The sequence below is a fragment of the Rhodococcus sp. EPR-147 genome (assembly GCF_001647185.1).
Classification (GTDB): domain Bacteria; phylum Actinomycetota; class Actinomycetes; order Mycobacteriales; family Mycobacteriaceae; genus Rhodococcoides.
The window spans coordinates 1-16944 of the sequence record NZ_LVCU01000537.1; the positions used below are offsets into that span (position 1 = coordinate 1).

General features: G+C 62.8%; 16 protein-coding genes. 4 read left to right on the forward strand and 12 right to left on the reverse strand.

The genetic code is table 11. From position 1 onward, the window contains the following. The 3 genes from A2J02_RS23675 to A2J02_RS23685 form a co-directional block, all read left to right on the forward strand. The coding region (locus A2J02_RS23675; RefSeq protein ID WP_156516359.1) for an APC family permease at positions 1–860 on the forward strand (860 nt) is incomplete at its 5' end. 5 nt (positions 861–865) lie between these two features. Next, complete coding sequence (locus tag A2J02_RS23680) at positions 866–1348, forward strand: DUF5134 domain-containing protein (RefSeq protein ID WP_068054461.1); 483 nt, start codon at positions 866–868, stop codon at positions 1346–1348. Between the two features lie 116 nt (positions 1349–1464). After that, entirely contained in the window at positions 1465–3006 is a 1542-nt protein-coding gene (locus tag A2J02_RS23685) for a GMC family oxidoreductase (RefSeq protein WP_068054464.1), read from the forward strand. Between the two features lie 217 nt (positions 3007–3223). Here the strand turns inward: A2J02_RS23685 and A2J02_RS23690 are convergent, their stop codons facing one another. From A2J02_RS23690 to A2J02_RS23745, 12 genes are all read right to left on the reverse strand, one after another. After that, the gene (locus A2J02_RS23690) at positions 3224–6250 is read right to left on the reverse strand and encodes a TrlF family AAA-like ATPase (RefSeq protein WP_068054494.1); all 3027 of its coding nucleotides are present in this window, start codon (positions 6248–6250) and stop codon (positions 3224–3226) included. Positions 6251–6627: 377 nt separating this feature from the next. Continuing rightward, positions 6628–7533, reverse strand: a complete 906-nt coding sequence (locus A2J02_RS23695) for a helix-turn-helix domain-containing protein (RefSeq protein ID WP_068054467.1) — start codon at positions 7531–7533, stop codon at positions 6628–6630. Between the two features lies 1 nt (position 7534). Next, positions 7535–8842, reverse strand: coding sequence for a phenylacetate--CoA ligase PaaK (gene paaK, locus A2J02_RS23700; RefSeq protein WP_068054470.1), 1308 nt, complete (start codon positions 8840–8842; stop codon positions 7535–7537). A 17-nt stretch (positions 8843–8859) separates the two neighbouring features. Then, the gene (gene paaE, locus A2J02_RS23705) at positions 8860–9954 is read right to left on the reverse strand and encodes a 1,2-phenylacetyl-CoA epoxidase subunit PaaE (protein WP_068054473.1); all 1095 of its coding nucleotides are present in this window, start codon (positions 9952–9954) and stop codon (positions 8860–8862) included. Beyond that, entirely contained in the window at positions 9954–10415 is a 462-nt protein-coding gene (gene paaD, locus A2J02_RS23710) for a 1,2-phenylacetyl-CoA epoxidase subunit PaaD (RefSeq protein ID WP_068054497.1), read from the reverse strand. The genes paaE and paaD overlap by 1 nt, the downstream gene beginning before the upstream one ends. Positions 10416–10456: 41 nt before the next feature. Next, positions 10457–11374, reverse strand: coding sequence for a 1,2-phenylacetyl-CoA epoxidase subunit PaaC (paaC, locus tag A2J02_RS23715; RefSeq protein WP_032404450.1), 918 nt, complete (start codon positions 11372–11374; stop codon positions 10457–10459). A 28-nt stretch (positions 11375–11402) separates the two neighbouring features. Then, the gene (gene paaB / locus A2J02_RS23720) at positions 11403–11765 is read right to left on the reverse strand and encodes a 1,2-phenylacetyl-CoA epoxidase subunit PaaB (protein ID WP_032404451.1); all 363 of its coding nucleotides are present in this window, start codon (positions 11763–11765) and stop codon (positions 11403–11405) included. Further along, positions 11762–12709, reverse strand: a complete 948-nt coding sequence (paaA, locus tag A2J02_RS23725) for a 1,2-phenylacetyl-CoA epoxidase subunit PaaA (protein ID WP_068054476.1) — start codon at positions 12707–12709, stop codon at positions 11762–11764. The genes paaB and paaA overlap by 4 nt, the downstream gene beginning before the upstream one ends. A 154-nt stretch (positions 12710–12863) precedes the next feature. Further along, on the reverse strand, positions 12864–13634 hold the full coding sequence (locus A2J02_RS23730; protein WP_068054479.1) for an enoyl-CoA hydratase/isomerase family protein: 771 nt from the start codon (positions 13632–13634) through the stop codon (positions 12864–12866). Then, positions 13631–14482 carry a 3-hydroxyacyl-CoA dehydrogenase family protein gene (locus A2J02_RS23735; RefSeq protein WP_068054483.1) on the reverse strand — a complete coding sequence of 284 codons (852 nt, stop codon included), beginning with the start codon at positions 14480–14482 and terminating at the stop codon, positions 13631–13633. Before A2J02_RS23735 ends, A2J02_RS23730 begins: the two co-directional genes overlap by 4 nt. After that, the gene (locus A2J02_RS23740) at positions 14479–15201 is read right to left on the reverse strand and encodes an enoyl-CoA hydratase/isomerase family protein (RefSeq protein ID WP_068054486.1); all 723 of its coding nucleotides are present in this window, start codon (positions 15199–15201) and stop codon (positions 14479–14481) included. The genes A2J02_RS23735 and A2J02_RS23740 overlap by 4 nt, the downstream gene beginning before the upstream one ends. Then, positions 15198–16397, reverse strand: a complete 1200-nt coding sequence (locus A2J02_RS23745; protein WP_068054489.1) for a thiolase family protein — start codon at positions 16395–16397, stop codon at positions 15198–15200. Before A2J02_RS23745 ends, A2J02_RS23740 begins: the two co-directional genes overlap by 4 nt. A gap of 110 nt (positions 16398–16507) precedes the next feature. On the opposite strand from A2J02_RS23745, the gene A2J02_RS23750 reads away from it, so the two are divergent. Then, on the forward strand, positions 16508–16944 hold a 437-nt coding region (locus A2J02_RS23750), incomplete at its 3' end, for a TetR/AcrR family transcriptional regulator (RefSeq protein WP_068054491.1).

Below are 16944 nucleotides of genomic sequence, written 5' to 3' on the forward strand. Positions count from 1 at the left end.
CGGGCATCGACGTCGAATCGTTCACTCCCTCGGCCTTCTTCAGCGGATCACCGGGAATCGCCCTGATGTTCGCAATCGCCTCGTTCATCGGTTTCGAGGCCACCGCGATCTACGGCGAGGAGGCGCGTAACCCCACGCGCACCGTTCCGATTGCGACCTACGCCGCTGTCGTCACCATCGGACTGGTGTACGCGGTGTCGAGTTGGGCCGTCGTGCTCGCCTTCGGCAGCGCGTCCGTCGCGCAGGCCGCTGCCGACGACACGGCGGGATTGACCTTCGCCGCTGCCGCCCAGTACCTGGGCCCGATGTCGGCGGACATCATGGAAATCATGTTGGTCACCAGTCTCTTCGCCGCTCTGTTGGCGTTCCACAACGCAATCGGTCGGTACGTCTTCGCACTGGCCCGGAAGGGCGTCGCCCCCTCGTTGTTGGCGCGCACCCACTCCCGGCACGGCTCCCCGCACATGGGGTCACTGTTCCAGACCGCCTCGGCCGCGGTGGTTCTCGCGGTCTTCGCGGTGGCGGGCGCAGACCCGGTGCTGCAACTGTTCACCTGGATGTCAGGACTGGCTACCGTCAGCATCCTGGTTCTGATGATCCTCACCGGCGGCGCCATCATCGCGTTCTTCCGTCGATCGAGTGTGGACACACGGACTTGGCACACCGTCGTCGCGCCTGCGCTGGGAACTCTTGGCCTGGTGGCGATTCTGGGCCTCGTGCTGGACAACTTCACACTGCTGATCGGCGGTTCGGGAGTGCTCGCCGCCCTTCTGTTGATCGTCGTCGTGGCATTCTTCGTGGGAGGAACAATGACGGCACGAGCGACTCGGAGCCGAACTCTCGAGACGACGGAGGTCTGACACCGATGGTCATGACGGTGCTGATGGCGCTCGGTGCAGTGGGTGCTGTTCTCCCGCTGCTCGGACGTGGCAAGCACACGGGGCGGGTGCGGTGGGCTCACCTCTGCATGGGCATCGTCATGGCCTCCATGGTGGCCTTCGGTACCGACCCATCCATGGCGCTGATATCGATACTCGCTCTCGTCGCGGTTGCCGTACACGTCACCGCAGACGTGCCGAACAGAACCCGATCGATTCCATGCGCGGTGGACCTGACCTGCATGGCCGTACTACTGATGATGCTGCCGCCCATGCACTCCCACGCGGAATCGCAGGCGACGACGCGGCACCGGCACGGAGTCGAGGCCGATCCAAGGGTCATCGCCGCGCTACTCCTGGTGGGGTGGATGGCCGTGACGATCCACCTGTTGCGCACCAACCCGCCCGGACGACGAGTGACGGCAGGTTCCGCATTGATGATCCTGGGAATGGCGCCGATGGCCTTCTGACCGAGCTCGCTCATGGTGGTGCGCATCTGCCCCAGAATGTGTGCGCTCAGCGACATGTTTGTGTTCGCGGATTCGGCCACTGTTGTGTCGACGGTCACAACAGAAAGAGGCAGCGCATGTCGACGGATTACATCGTAGTGGGAGCAGGATCAGCAGGAAGCGTCATCGCGCGGCGCTTGCTCGATGCCGGGCACACCGTGCACGTGATCGAAGCCGGACCGGTGGATACCGACCCGGCGATCCACTCACCCCAGGGCTGGCCGACGCTGCTCGGCGGATCACAGGACTGGGGACTGTTCACCACCCCGCAGAAGCACGCCAACGATCGGCGGATCTTCTGGCCGCGTGGACGCGTACTCGGCGGCAGCTCGTCCCTCAACGGAATGATCTACGTACGAGGGCATTCCAGCGACTACGACGGGTGGGCGTCCGCGACCGGCGATGCCGGGTGGGCCTGGGAGAACGTGCTGCCGCTGTTCAAGCGTTCGGAGTCGCACGAACTAGGGGCCAACGAGTTCCACGGCGGCGACGGGCCACTGCCGGTGTCCATCATGGGTACCCCGCATCCACTGGCGGCCGCCTTCGTCGACGCGGCCGTCGAACACGGGCACAAGCTGATCGACGACTTCAACGCCGACGAGATGGTGGGTGCCGGCTACAACCACACCACTACACGCGACGGCGAACGGATGAGTGCGTGGAAGAGCTTCGTAGGCCCGGTGATCGGGCATCCTGACCTGACCGTCACCACCGGGGCACTCGTTCACCGGGTGGTTCTCGAGAACGGCCGTGCGGTGGGAATCGAGTACAGCCGCGGGGGTTCCGAGGTGGAGCGATCGTTCGCGGATCACGAGGTGATCCTCTGCGGTGGAGCTCTCGGATCACCGAAGACTTTGCTGCTCAGTGGAATCGGACCCGCCGCGCACTTGGCCGAACTCGGGATCGACACGGTCGTGGACCTGCCGGGTGTTGGCGAGAATCTGCACGACCACCTGCTGCTGAGCAACATCTACGAGTCCCTCGCGCCGCTCGCAGCCGGTACGAATAATCTGCTCGAGGCGCAGCTCTACGCCCGCAGCAATGGATGGGCCGGCGCTGCACCGGATCTGCAGCCCCTGTTCATGCACATTCCGTACCCGGCCGACGGATACCCGGTGCCCGAGAACGGCTACACCATCGCACCCGGCATCGTCGCTCCCCGCTCGCGCGGGACGTTGCGGTTGGCGTCCTCGGACCCGAGTGAACTGCCACTGGCGGATCCGAACATTCTGGCCGATCCGTACGACCTCGAAGCGATGGTCGACGCGGTGGAGATCTGCCGTGAGATCGGTGCCTCCGACGCGTTCGCGCCGTGGCGGAAGGCCGAGGTGGCTCCGGGGCCGAGTGCGCGCACACGCGACGACCTGCGGGCCTATGTTCGACAGGCCGCCGGCACGTACCACCATCAGGTCGGCACCTGCAAGATGGGTGCGGACTCGGATCCTAATGCTGTTGTCGGAGCCAATCTTCGAGTGCGTGGCGTCGAGGGGCTGCGGGTCGCGGACGCGTCGATCATGCCCACGGTGCCATCGGGCAACACCAACGCGCCGTCCATCATGGTCGGTGAGCGGGCCTCGGATCTGATCCTGAGGAATTCGCACAACTCCTTCGCCAGCTGACGCAGTGGAGCCTCGACCGCGCGTGCGTCGGGTTGGTCACTCCGGACATGTTCGTCGGTGGCGATTGTCGTGGTTGATGCCCTGAGAGCGCTGATACGACAGGTGTTGCAAGACGAGCCTGTACGTAATAGAACGACGATGCAAAGAATCGACGGGGTGTCTATACAAGTCGGGGGACTAGACACTTGTGAACGCTACAAGGCCAAGTCGGATTCAATCAATTTAGCGATGGGAATGCTTCATACTTGTGTCGCCGATTATCGAATGCAGACTTGGTTCCTTCCAATATGTTGAGCGCGAACTTGGCCACGTCGAGCTCGGCGATGCTGCCACTGCTGAGAGTAAATCGTTTATCCTGCATCTGACAGTGAACTATCTGATCGGCGTCACCGACAACAGCAAGGTTCGCATTGTGTGTGACTACGATCGTTTGGCGCCGTCCGGCTGCTTCGTGTATCGCGGGGACCAATTTAGAAGCGATGGTTTCGTTGTCAAGGTTTTCTTCGGGTTGGTCTAACAGTAGGGGTGTCGTCCGACGGTCGACAACAAGGTAAAAGAGCGCTAAAACCAACCCGCGCTGACCGGGCGACAACTGGGACAGCGGCTGCCCATCACCCGTGAGTCCGAACCGCACTTCGAGCCAGTCCAGGTTGAACATACTCATCAGAAAACTGTCGAGTGTCTTGGTGCCCCGCAGCGCGTCGGCCGGATCTCGTAACTCGCCTTCGACTTCCCCCCGCTCACGCTCCAGCCTATTCAGCGCGTCTGACAATTCATCGGCGAGTTGCTTCCAGCTGGTGTCTTCGAGTCTTTGGGGAAGCTCGGTAAGCCAGTCGGTAAAGTCACCGTTCTTTCGTCCGTCCAGTCCTGCTGAGACGCTTCTCCACGACGGGAGGACACGTAGTTCTGCATTGAACTCAAGTCCCGCATTTCTGACTACCGAGGACCTAGCGATGAAGTCCGACGCTGGTTGATAGAGGCTTTTAACGGCCGCGAGCTGCTGTTGCAGAACTTCGTAGATTAGCTTCGACCCTGCCAAAATCTGTTCTCGAAGGCCGCCGATCTTGGCTGGGGTCTCGTTGATGCGTTGGAGGAGGGCGTTGAGACCTGCAAGACTCTCGCCATCGTCTTCGGTGCCGGTGAGAACGGCAACCCGTTCCTCTGATTGCAAGACGTGCTGACGTGCTCTTTCCCGAGCAGTGTCTGCAGCCGCGAGTGCGTCTGCGTTCTCCCGTCGAACTTGATCCTGAGCCTCGATGGCCTCCTCAAGGGCTTCACGCTCCGCGTTCAGCTTGGCCAGGGTGCTTTCGACTGCCAGGTTTCGAGAATCCCAACGGGCGTTGTCGATTGTCAGGGTGAGATAGGTGCCCTCGTCACCGTCTAGTACCTCATCCGCATCGACGTTAAGTTGGAAAATGCTGGCGCGGATCGCCTCGGTCCTGTGCGCGAGGGCCTCCAATGCCGACAATTGCTGTAGTAAAGCAGCCTGCTGTCGTCCGTTCTCGTCAAGCTTGGTCCAGAGTTGCAATCGTTCAGCTTCGATTTCGTCCGACCGTTCCTTTAAGGCCGCAAGTTCCCCGTCGTCCCCGCCCTCCAGATCAATCTCGGCGAGCGCCGCTTTTGCTGCGGCAACAGCGCGCTTTGCGGCATCGACCTCGGCCGCTTTAAGATCCAGGCGGCTCTGAACTTCGGAAGCTTTATTCTCGAACCTGAAGGAGGTAGTGGCGATGTAGGCGCGAATACTGTTGTGCAAAACGTCCCTTAAACCTACGATGTCATCCCTTGAAGCTTGAGTCTTTTGCGTCAGAAGCGCGTCAAAAGTCTTCTGCCCAACTCGCTCACTCTCTGGGATGTGTGTAAATAGGACAGTTCGCAATTCTTGTTCAAACTCATCGGTGTCGTCAGTCATGGGGTCGAGGTTGCAGACGCGCTCGACAAACATCTGCGGCAGGTACTCGACCGAGACGGGAGCCGCTCGATCATGCGATTCTGTCAGCTTCACTCGTCGAGAAGTCCCTGTGACCCAGAAAAGTTCAGCACTGTATTCGCTTGCGCTCTTGTGGTTAGACGCGCTGAGAAATCTGGACTTGCTTAGGAATGCAAATTCTCCGCTGCGGGATGAGTTTCCTGCAAGAGCTATGCAGTCCAACAAAGCTGATTTCCCTTGTCCCTTATTTCCGACTACAGCCACGAAACCTGAATTGAGGGGAAGCTCATGTGCGAAGAGGTCATGCACGCTGCTATCTGAATCAACGATTACTCGTGAAATGAAACGCTCCGGATTTCTGCGGATGCGGGAGAGTGCGGGCGGCTCAAGGCCGACATACACGCGACGGTCGAACTCTCCGAGCGCGTATGCCAAACCGGCCAGAGTGGGCGTGGTGTTCATCCAAGTCTGACATGCGCCGAGGCGCATTTGCTCGTCCGCGTCGGAGAAGTAGTGCGCGTCGCTACAATCCAGGACCTTGTGGGTTACGTTGCTGGTTCTTAGATCTGCAACATCCCCCTGCCATCGCGCAGTATCTGCGTAAGCCGTGAAGACAAAATCTGCTGAGTTGATAACATTCTTCTTAGAAGCTATCGATTGATCGTTCCATTTTATGTTTCGCCACTCGGTCTTTCCCACTCCAACTAAAGCTCTACCCTTGAAGTATGCGCCGCTTAGAACTGTTTGAACGTCCTGTAGTCTGACGTTGATGTTATTGAATCCCTCAATGAAATCTGATCCATACCTTGATAGTTCACCCGGAGGCACGGTGGCCTTGATGCTTCGTCCCAGATCGGTCAAGGATTCTTTGGTGATAATCCCCTGCCATCCGCTGTCTGCATGGCCTGGTGACAGGGTGAGCTTTGGCTGTAAGGCAGCTATGAACTGCGCTTGGATCAGATCGGCATCGAGGGCAGGATCAAAAACTACGTGGAGATTGACCCTTGAGAGGTGCCCTTCCGTTCCGCCGAAGTGGTCTAGCCGCATTTCAATTACGGGGAAAATGGCTTCGATGTTCTGAAGCCTTCCGTTCTGTTTAGCGTCAAGCACGCGCCGGTAACCGTCCAGGAACCAATAGTCGTTGACCCCGATGACGGTGATGTCCTGTGGAAGTGCCTCAAGTTCGGTGATGAACCGTTCCCAGGTTTCTGCCGTGTCGGCACCGTAGTGCTGCACAATCGAGGCAGGCGTATGGATATGAAGGTCCCATATGCGCCAAGCAGTTCCACGTCGGCGATCTTTGGCCAAGTTCGCCACAATGTCATCCTTCCGGCCGGCTTTAGCGTTGGTTGTCCGGACCGGACAGCCGTTCAGAGCGCAGAGGCTGGATGCTATCCCACGATCGCAGGTAAACATGCCGTGGCACGCCGTAGCCCATGGCTTCGGAGAAGCGTTGCGGGTCGTGTTCCGCGAGTCTGATGCTATCGTTACACGTCAGCATCAGGGTGTGCCATGTGCGATGTCGGTGCGTTCTTTTCAACCATTTCGTCTGGGGTCAATCGATTGACACGTTACTAGTTTCACAACCTTGGCCTCTCTGGGCACATCGAGATTCAGATACGACTGCCGAACTGTCGCTGCGATTATCAGTGCTGCAGGCTAGCCGGGATGGTAAGAAGGACCTTGGGGTGCCCTCACACGGCGCGATACTCCCGCGGCGACATCCCGTACGTCTCCTTGAACAGTTTCGAGAAGTTCGAGGAATCGATCAAACCGTGACGCGCACAGATGGTTCCGATGCTGTCCGCGGCGAATCGAGGGTCGCGGAGATCGCGATGGCAGCGATCGAGCCGCCTGGATCTGATCCAGCCCGCCACCGTGCGACCGTCGGACTCGAAGAGTTTCTGTAGGTAGCGCGTCGAGATATGCAGGCGCGCAGCGAGAGAGGCCGTGGACAGCGAGGGATCGGACAGGTGCGATTCGACGAGGCCCTTGGCCTCGATCAGCAGTGTCGAACCCGGAGCCTCGTGGGGTGCTGCGTCGTCGAGAGCGGCACCGAGAAGATCGAGTACCGCGTGCTCGAGCATCGGCGTGGTGGGCAGAGTGCCGTCGAGGGCGTTGCGGCGCAGGGTATGCAGAAAAGGCGACACCAACGCGCCGACGCCGCGGGCACCCTCGATGCACCGCGCCGCCACAGTGGTCAGTTCCCGAGAGTCTATACGCAGTTCTCGACGCGGGAACATCACGACGAACATCTCGAAATTGCCGGAAAAATGCAGCTCGTACGGGGCGCTGGTGTCGTACACCGCGAAGTCACCCGGGTTCAGTACTGCCTCGCGCTCGTTCTGAACGATCGTGCCGCGCCCCGTCAGCTGCAGACCCACCTTGATCAAGCCCGGATCGGACCGCCGGATGGTCGCGCGGGTCCGCCGGACGTCGACCTCGCGGCCGGTCACCTCGCTCAGTTGCAAAGCCCCCAGCGTCGACGACACCAGTGTGCCCTCGAACGACGACGGCCCGGTGGACACAGCGTCCAGCGGCACGAACGCCGTCGAGACGTTCTCGCGCCATTGCTCGAAACTCTGTGCCACCGGGCTCATGTCATACGGCTGGACGGTTGTCGATCAGACGGCGAGCCTTGCCGATCGAACGCTCGAGGGCAGCCGGTGCGACGACATCGACTCCAACACTGACGCCGATGCGATCCTTGACCAGCTTCTTCAACGTCGCCGCTGCCACCGAATGCGCGTCGAGCGGGGCGTCGGGACGGGCTTCGACCAGTACCGTCATCGAGTCCATGCGGCCTGCGCGCTCGAGCACACACTGGAACTGCGGTGCCAGAGCGGGAACCGTCAGAATCAGCTCCTCGATCTGTGTCGGGAACAGGTTGACTCCACGCAGGATGATCATGTCGTCGGTACGGCCGGTGACCTTTTGCATCCGTCGCATCGTGCGGGCCGTTCCGGGCAGCAGACGGGTCAGATCCCGAGTCCGGTAACGGATGATCGGCATCGCTTCCTTGGACAGCGAAGTGAACACCAGTTCACCCTCCTCACCGTCGGGCAGGACTTCGCCGGTCACCGGGTCGATGACCTCCGGGTAGAAATGATCCTCCCAGATGTGGAGTCCGTCCTTGGTTTCGACGCATTCCATCGCGACACCCGGTCCCATCACCTCGGACAGGCCGTAGATGTCGACGGCATCCATGTCGAGAGTCTTCTCGATCTCCTTGCGCATCTCCTCGGTCCACGGCTCCGCGCCGAACACTCCGGTCCGCAGGGACGTCTTCGCCGGATCGATGCCCTTCTTGACCATCGCGTCCACGATCGTGAGCATGTAGGACGGCGTGACCATGATGGCGTCGGGCTCGAAGTCCTCGATCAGCTGGATCTGGCGATCGGTCATACCGCCGGACATCGGAATGACGGTGCAGCCCAGTCGTTCTGCACCGTAGTGTGCACCGAGACCGCCGGTGAAGAGGCCGTAGCCGTAGGCCACGTGCACCTTGTCGGAGGGCTTCACCCCGCCTGCGCGAAGGCTACGGGCGATGAGGTCCGCCCAATTGCCGATGTCGTTCGCGGTGTAGCCGACGACGGTGGGTCGGCCGGTGGTTCCCGAGGACGCGTGAATGCGCGAGACCTGGTTCTGCGGGACGGCGAACATGCCGAACGGGTAGTTCTCCCGCAGATCGGCCTTGGCGGTGAACGGGAACTTCGCCAGATCCGACAGGTCCTTCAGATCGGTCGGATGCACCCCCGCGTCGTCGAAGGCCTTCTTGTAATGCGGAACGTTGTCGTAGGCGTGCTGCAGTGACCACTGCAGGCGCTCCAACTGCAGGGTGGAGATCCGATCGCGAGACGCGAACTCGATATCGGGGGTATCGGTGGGGGCGGACAGCACACTGGTCATGATTGCTCTCTCGTGTCTCAGGCGTCGAAGTCGACGGTCACGGTGTCGCTGAGGGGGAAGGTCTGGCAGGTGAGCACGAAGCCGGCAGCGACCTCGTTGTCATCGAGGGCGTAGTTGCGACGCATGTCCACGTCACCGCTGGTGACCTTTGCGCGGCAGGTGCCGCACACGCCGCCCTTACACGCGAAGGGGAGATCGGAGCGCAGCTGCTCGGCCGAATCGAGGATCGACTCGTCCTGAGGCAGTGCACCTTTCACCTCACGTCCGTCGAGGATGATCGTGACCTCACTGCTGGGCCCGGTGATGCCGGGCTCGCGGTGCTTCTCCTGCGGCGGGGGCACGTCGTCGACATAGAACAGCTCGGCGTGGATGCTGGTCTTCGCCACACCGAGGTCTCCGAGGACCTGTTGGGCATCGGTGACCATCCCGAACGGGCCACACAACCAGAAATGATCGATATCCGGTGTGGCGACGACGGTGTCGAGTATCTCGCGCAGTCGTTCGGCGTCGAGTCTTCCGCTGAACAGTTCGACCTCGCGCGGTTCCCTGGACAGGACGTGAATGACGTCGAACCGGCTGCCGTACTGATCCTTGAGATCGGCGATCTCCTCGGCGAACATCACCGATCTGGTACGCCGATTGCCGTACAGCAGAACGACTTCGGCGTCGGGGTTCGCCAACACCGAAGCGGCGATCGAGAGCATCGGGGTGATGCCCGAGCCGGCTGCGATGAGCACGTGTCGGCCGCCTGCGGCCGGGTCGGCGTGAAAACTACCGCTCGGGCCCTGGACGTCGATTCGATCGCCTGCCTTGACGTCGTGGACCAACCACGAGGAGAACAGGCCGTCGCTCACCTCCCGCACACCGACGCGGGGACGCGCGCCCACCGGTGCGCAGATCGAGTAGGAGCGACGGTGCTCGACGCCGTCCACCGTGCGGCTGAGCATCAGGGATTGCCCTGGGCGAAAGTCGAATTCGTCCGTGAGGTGTTCTGGCACGTCGAACGTGACGGCGACGGCGTCGTCGCACAGTGACTCGACATCCGCGACGGTCAACGTGTGAAAAGGCTTGTTCCGCAGATTCTTCTGTACGGGTTCAGCGGTGACGGTCATCAAATTTCCTTCACGTGGTCGAAGGGCTCGAGGCAGTCGTCGCACCGGTACTGGGCTTTGCAGAGGGTGGCACCGAACTCGGAGGTGAGGCGGGTATTGGTGGAAGTGCACTGGGGGCAGGCGATCTGCCGCGGCTTCACTGTCAGGGTCAACGGGACCGGACCACTCGTCCGCGCCGGGGCGGGGCCGGGTACGGAGTAGCCGGCTTCGCGAAGCTTGCGCAGGCCCTCCTCGGAGATCCAGTCGGTGCTCCACGCGGGGGAGAGGCTGGTGACGATCTCGACCTCGGAGTAGCCGTGGTCGGTGAGCTTGTGCGCGATGTCGTCGCGCATCGTCGCCATCGCCGGGCATCCTGAGTACGTCGGTGTGATCGTGACGAGCACACTGCCGTTCTCGCGTACCTCGACGTCGCGCAGGACGCCGAGGTCGTCGAGAGTGAGCAGCGGCATCTCGGGATCCATGACGGTGGCGGCGATCTCGCGTGCCGTTCGTTCGAGAGTGGTCACCAGACGCCCTCCGGATGCGCTCTCGCCACGACCTGCATCTCGGCGATCAGCGGCCCGAATGCCTCGGTGTGGATACCTCGCCTGCCTCCACGGCCGCCGATGGTGCCCACGGACTTGCCCTCGGGTGCCTCCAACTCGGCGGCGTGCAGCACCTGTGCCAGAACGGAATCGAACTCCTCGCGCACGTCGCGTGGGTCGACGCCGACACCGACCTTCGCGAGTGCGATTTCCTCGTCCGTCGGCACGAACAGTTCGGAGACGTACGGCCAGATCCGAGCCACCGCGTCGCGGACGCGTCGCTTCGATTCCTCCGTGCCGCAGCCCAGAGTGACGACCCAGCGTGCCGAGTAGTCGCGGTGGTACGTCAGCTCTTTGACGCCCTTGTTCGCAACCGCGGCGAGAACGGGATCGCGGGAATCCTGCAGCCGAGTGAAGAGTGCGAGACGCCACGTCGAGAACACCAGAAGGCGCACCTGAGATTTGGCGAAATCACCGTTGTCGAGCTCGGTGAGTCGTACGTTCCGGAAGTCGGCCTCGTCGCGGAAGAACGTGAGCGCGTCCTCGGCCGGCGCGGGGGAGGTGTCCGAGATGAACGGCACGACCGTCGGGTCGGCTTTGGCGGCGCGGGCCAGCAGTAGCCGGGCCTGGCCGAGGAGATCGAGGCCGACGTTGGCCAGTGCCACTTCCTCTTCGAGTTCCGGTGCGCGGGTGCTCCACTCGGCCAGGCGCTGTGAGCTGATCAGCGCATCGTCGCCGAGCATGAGGCAGTACGCGGCAAGGGCTTTCAGGTCGACGTCGTCGGGCACGGTGGTGTCGACTCCGGCGAGCGGGTCGTCGAAGCTCGTCCCGAATGCCCACTGCCCGTGCGAATCCTCGTCGACGAGGCCCTCGTAGGCGCTGTCGTGATCAGTCATGAGTGCGTGTCCTCTTGAAGTGTGGGTCTCACATGTGGGGAACGTTGTCGGGGATCTCGTAGAACGTCGGGTGGCGGTACACCTTGTCGCCACTCGGAGCGAAGAACGGATCCTTCTCCGACGGCGACGACGCGACGATCGAGTTGGACGGAACCACCCAGATGCTGACGCCTTCGTTGCGTCGGGTGTAGACGTCGCGAGCATGCCGCAGCGCCATGTGGTCGTCGGCGGCGTGCAGCGATCCGACATGCACGTGGTTCAGGCCGCGCTTGCCGCGCAGGAACACCTCGTACAGGGGCCAATCTGCCTTGACGGCTTCCCTTTTCGGCTCGACCGGAACACCCTCGGTGGGCACCGCTCCGTGGCCGCCCTCGGCGGTGAATTCGGTCATGATGCTGCGTTCCTTTCGGCGAATGCGGTTGCGGCCTCACGGACCCAGGCTCCGCCGTCGTGAGCTGCGCGCCGGTTCGCGATGCGCTCGACGTTGGAGGCACCGTTGCCCTTGATCACCTGCATGAACTCGGACCAGTCGGGCTCGCCGAAATCGTGCGACTTGCGCTCCTCGTTCCACTTCAGGTCCGGGTCGGGGAACGTGACGCCCAGGGCCTTCGCCTGCGGGATGGACATGTCGACGAAGCGTTGGCGCAGTTCGTCGTTGGTGTGGCGCTTGATGCCCCACTTCATCGACTGCTCGGTGTTGGGGGACTCGTCGTCCGGCGGGCCGAACATCATCAGAGCCGGCCACCACCAGCGGTTGACTGATTCCTGAACCATGGCGCGCTGTTCGTCGGTGCCGCGCATCATCGTGGCGAGCAGTTCGTAGCCCTGTCGCTGATGGAACGACTCCTCTTTGCAGACGCGGATCATCGCGCGTGCGTACGGGCCGAAGCTGCTGCGGCACAAGGGAACCTGGTTGCAGATCGCTGCACCGTCGACGAGCCAGCCGATGGTGCCCACGTCGGCGTACGTCAGGGTGGGGTAGTTGAAGATCGAGGAGTACTTCTGCTCGCCCTCGATGAGCTTGACCGTCAGATCGGCGCGGTCTGCACCGAGCGTCTCGGCGGCGGAGTACAGGTAGAGGCCGTGGCCGGCTTCGTCCTGCACCTTGGCCATCAGGATCGCTTTGCGGCGCAGCGACGGCGCACGGGTGAGCCAGTTGCCCTCCGGCTGCATACCGATGATCTCGGAGTGCGCATGCTGGGCGATCTGGCGGATGAGCGACTTGCGGTAGCCGTCGGGCATCCAGTCGCGGGGCTCGACGCGCTGTTCGCGGGCAACGGTGTCGTCGAACCCGTCCTGCAGCGTCTCGGCGTACAAGGTGTTTGACGTGGTCATAAGTCCTACTTTCATTACCGAATGATCGGTTGGTAACCAGTATGCCTCGAGTGTGGCTCCGCGCACAAGAGCGGCTGCGCCGCACGTGCGCGAAACCTCGTAGCAGGGGTCGAGTTTCTGTTCACATGGGTCGTTCCGCAGGCTCCACTCCCGCTCACATGCCGACGAAGGAGGCCCTCGTCTTGTTCAGGAACGCGTCGACGGCGGCCTTGTGGTCCTGCGTCTGGCCGAGGGCGGTCTGTGCCTGAGCCTCGCGGTCCAAGGCGTCGGTCAATCCGGATCGAGCGATCAGCGACTTGACCTGCTTGTAGGCCTGGGTGGGGCCTGCAGCGAGGGAGGTGGCGAGCGTGCTCGCGGTCTCGAGTACGTCCCCGTCCTCGACGACGCGATGCACCAGACCCCAGTCGAGGGCCTGCACGGCGGTGACCCTGTCACCGAGCAGCATCAGACCAGCGGCCCGGCTCGATCCCAGCGCCTCGACCAACGTGTAGCTCAACCCCGAGTCGCTGGCCAGGCCGATTCCGGTGAAGGCCGTCGCGAATGAGGACTTGGTGCCCGCAACCCGAATATCTCCGGCCAAGGCAATCCCGAGACCCGCGCCGACGCATGCGCCGGGGATGGCCACGACGATCGGTACCTCGAGCGAAGCCAGTCCGCGGATCACCGGGTTGTAGTGCTCACCGACGGTATCCATCGCCGTGGCCGGATCGGCCTCGAGTGCGGCGACGTGCTCGCCGAGATCCTGGCCGACGCAGAAGTTCTTCCCCTCTGCGGTGATCAGCACGGCGCGCACCTCGGGTGCAGCGGCGTTCTGGACGGCCTCCGCCAACGCAACCTTCGTTGCGACGTCGAGGGCGTTGTGTGCCTCGGAGCGCGCGAGGGTGATGGTCGCCAAGCCGTCGGTGATGTCGAACCGTACCGTCATGTGTTCGTCCAATCGTGAAAGCCGCGACCGGACTTGCGTCCGATGTCGCCGCGAGCAACCATGTCTCGCAACAACTGCGGGGGAGTGAATCTGTCGCCGAGGGTCGACGCCAGGTGTTCTGCGATGGCGAGCCGAACGTCCAACCCGACGAGATCGGTCGACCGCAACGGTCCCATCGGATGCTTGTAGCCGAGTTCCATGGCGTGGTCGATGGATTCGGCGTCGGCGACGCCCTCCTCCAACATCCGAATGGCCTCGAGCCCGAGGCAGACGCCGAGCCGCGAGGTAGCGAAGCCGGGGGAGTCGTTGACGAGCACCTCGGTCTTGCCCAGGAGCGACACCCACTGCTGTACTCGCTCCACCACGTCCGGGGAGGTGGCAGGCGCGCGGACGATCTCGACCAGAGTCGACGCCGGAACCGGGTTGAAGAAGTGCATCCCGATGAAGCGGCTCGGATCACTCAGTGCTGCACCGAGTTCGGCGATGGAGATAGAGCTCGTGTTCGACGCGATGACCGCATTTTCCGATGCGACTTTGTCTATCAGAGCCAACACCTCGACCTTGAGCGCCGGAATTTCGGGCACGGCTTCGACCACCAGGTCGAGGTCGGCGGGTAGGTCCGCGGGCCCGGCGACGGTGGAGACCCGCGCGAGAATCGCAGCGGGATCCTCACTGAGTTTGCCGCGCTCGTGCGCCCGATCCAACCCGGTCGAGACTCGACCGAGGGCTGCTTCTTGGTCGGCGGCCTCGGCAATGACGACGGTGGAACCGAGGGCGGCGAATACCTGCGCGATGCCTGCACCCATGCGGCCGCCACCGACCACTGCCACCTTTGATGGAGCTGTCATTTCTTCTTCTCCAGAAATGCCGTCATTCGGCGTTGTTTGTCTTCGGTCTCGAACAGAACAGCCTGCGCGATGTCGTCGGCCCACGGGTGTGAACCAGGCGCATCGAGAATTTTCTTGGTCAGCTTCAGTGCCAGAGGTGCTTGTTTGGCAATGCGATCCGCGAGGGAATGCGCTGCAGCCAAGGGCTCGTCGACGACGTCCAGCACCAGGCCGGAGCGCAGTGCCACCTCGGAGTCGAGCGTCCGGCCACCGAGAAGTACCTGCTTGGCGACGGACACTCCCACCAAAGTCGGCAACCGGTAGCTGGCCCCGGCAGCAGCCATGATGCCCAGTCCCGGTTCGGGATTGCCGAACACCGCCGTCGGCGACGCGATACGGATGTCGCAGGCGTAGGACAGTTCTGCTCCACCGCCGAGGGCGTACCCCCGGACTGCGGCGATCGTCGGCAGGGGTAGTGCGGCGATGCGGTCGAACAGGTTTCGGTTGATGCCGCGCAATGCGTCGTCGCGGGTGCGGGCGCGCAGCTGGTTGATGTCGGCACCGCCGGCGAAATGCTCGCCCTGCCCCGTCAGGATGACGATCTTGGGATCCTGCTCCACGAGCGCGCACACCTCGTGCAACTCGCCGATCATCTCGGAATCGATTGCGTTGCGCTGCTTCTCGCGATTCAGTGTGACGACAACCCGGTCGGTCAGCTCCTCCACGACAAGTGTGTTCACGGTGCCTCGATCAACATCGACACGCCTTGCCCGACGCCGACGCACAGCGTCGCGAGCCCGCGGGACGCCTTCTCACGTTCCATGCGGCCCAACAGCGTCAACAGGATTCGAGCACCGGAGGAACCTAAGGGGTGGCCGAGGGCGATGGCCCCGCCGTCGGCATTGACGATGTCCTCGTTCAGTTTCAACTGGCGGATGACGCCGAGTGACTGCGCCGCGAAGGCCTCGTTGAGCTCGACGGCAACGAGGTCGTCGGCAGACCACCCGGCGCGAGCGAGTGCCTTCTGTGTGGACGGCACCGGCCCGAGTCCCATGATGTGCGGTGCGATGCCTGCGCTCGCACTGGTGACGATGCGGCCCCGTACCTCGAGGCCGTACTTGTTCACGGCCTCCTCGGAGGCCACCACCAGCGCCGACGCACCGTCGGTGAACGGTGAGGACGTTCCGGCGGTGACGATGCCGTTCTTGCGGAACACGGTCTTCAGCGTGCCGAGCTTCTCGAGTGTGGTTCCGCGTCGCGGTGTCTCGTCCTCGGTGAACTCGCCGTTCTTGGTCGTGACGGGCACGATCTCATCGGCGAAGCGTCCGGCATCCTGGGCGGCGATGGCACGCTGCTGACTGCGGAATGCGAAGGCATCGGACTCTTCGCGGGTGATGCCCTCGCTGAGCGCGACCTCCTCGGCGGTTTCGCCCATCGACAGGGTGATCTTGGGATCGGTCCCCGCGTCGTGGGAAGCGAAGGTCGGATTGGTGAAGCGCCAGCCGAGGGAGGTATCGAAAATCTCGCCCGGCTTGGCCCACGCGGTTCCCGGCTTGGCCATGACCCAGGGCGCGCGCGTCATGGACTCGACGCCACCGGCCACGATGATCTCGGCCTCACCGCTCCGAATGGTGCTCGCGGCGTTGGCGACTGCGGTCAGTCCGCTCGCGCACAGACGGTTGACGGTGTAACCCGGCACGGTGTGGGGGAGTCCTGCGAGCAGAACTGCCATTCTGGCCACATCGCGATTGTCCTCGCCTGCCTGGTTCGCCGCACCGAGAATCACCTCGTCGATTCGGTCGACGGGAACGCCCGCGCGCCGGACCGCCTCGGCGACGACGATCGCGGCCAGGTCGTCGGGGCGCACGGTCGACAGCGCACCGCCGTAGCGTCCGTGCGGGGTGCGTGCGCCGGCCACCAGAAATACTTCGCCCACTTCGAACTCCTTCGTACGGTTGCGTCATTGATAACCGAACATTCGGTCGTTTGGCAAGGTCTGCTGCCCGTGGTGCTGTGGAATCGGCCATCGGCTGAGAAGATGTGGCAATGACAACCGCACGCGCGCCGCGCAAGACCGGACAGCCAGGGCGGCCGGGATACGACCTCGATTCCCTCCTGGCAGTGGCGGTCAAGGTCTTCAACGACCGCGGATACGACGGCACCAGCATGGAAGTTCTGGCGAAGCGGCTCGGTATCACCAAGTCCTCGATCTATCACCACGTGTCCGGCAAGTCCGAGTTGCTCGAACTCGCGCTGTCGCGGGCTCTCAATGCTCTGTTCGCCGTCACGACCGAGGATCGGGCGACAACCGGGCGATACATCGACCGCCTCGAATACCTGGTGCGACGCAGCGTGGACATCCTGTGTGCCGAACTGCCCTACGTCACGCTGCTGCTGCGAGTCCGCGGCAACACCGACGTCGAGCGACGGGCCCTCGCCCGTCGCCGCGAATTCGATTCCTTCGTCACCGGGCTCGTGGTCGC

Excerpts from the sequence above, each read along its gene's own strand:
- A2J02_RS23680 (WP_068054461.1), top strand. The coding sequence starts at position 866 with ATGGTCATGACGGTGCTGATGGCGCTCGGTGCAGTGGGTGCTGTTCTC.
- A2J02_RS23685 (WP_068054464.1), top strand. The coding sequence starts at position 1,465 with ATGTCGACGGATTACATCGTAGTGGGAGCAGGATCAGCAGGAAGCGTC.
- A2J02_RS23695 (WP_068054467.1), bottom strand. The coding sequence starts at position 7,533 with ATGAGCCCGGTGGCACAGAGTTTCGAGCAATGGCGCGAGAACGTCTCG.
- paaK (WP_068054470.1), bottom strand. The coding sequence starts at position 8,842 with ATGACCAGTGTGCTGTCCGCCCCCACCGATACCCCCGATATCGAGTTC.
- paaE (WP_068054473.1), bottom strand. The coding sequence starts at position 9,954 with ATGACCGTCACCGCTGAACCCGTACAGAAGAATCTGCGGAACAAGCCT.
- paaD (WP_068054497.1), bottom strand. The coding sequence starts at position 10,415 with ATGGATCCCGAGATGCCGCTGCTCACTCTCGACGACCTCGGCGTCCTG.
- paaC (WP_032404450.1), bottom strand. The coding sequence starts at position 11,374 with ATGACTGATCACGACAGCGCCTACGAGGGCCTCGTCGACGAGGATTCG.
- paaB (WP_032404451.1), bottom strand. The coding sequence starts at position 11,765 with ATGACCGAATTCACCGCCGAGGGCGGCCACGGAGCGGTGCCCACCGAG.
- paaA (WP_068054476.1), bottom strand. The coding sequence starts at position 12,709 with ATGACCACGTCAAACACCTTGTACGCCGAGACGCTGCAGGACGGGTTC.
- A2J02_RS23730 (WP_068054479.1), bottom strand. The coding sequence starts at position 13,634 with ATGACGGTACGGTTCGACATCACCGACGGCTTGGCGACCATCACCCTC.
- A2J02_RS23735 (WP_068054483.1), bottom strand. The coding sequence starts at position 14,482 with ATGACAGCTCCATCAAAGGTGGCAGTGGTCGGTGGCGGCCGCATGGGT.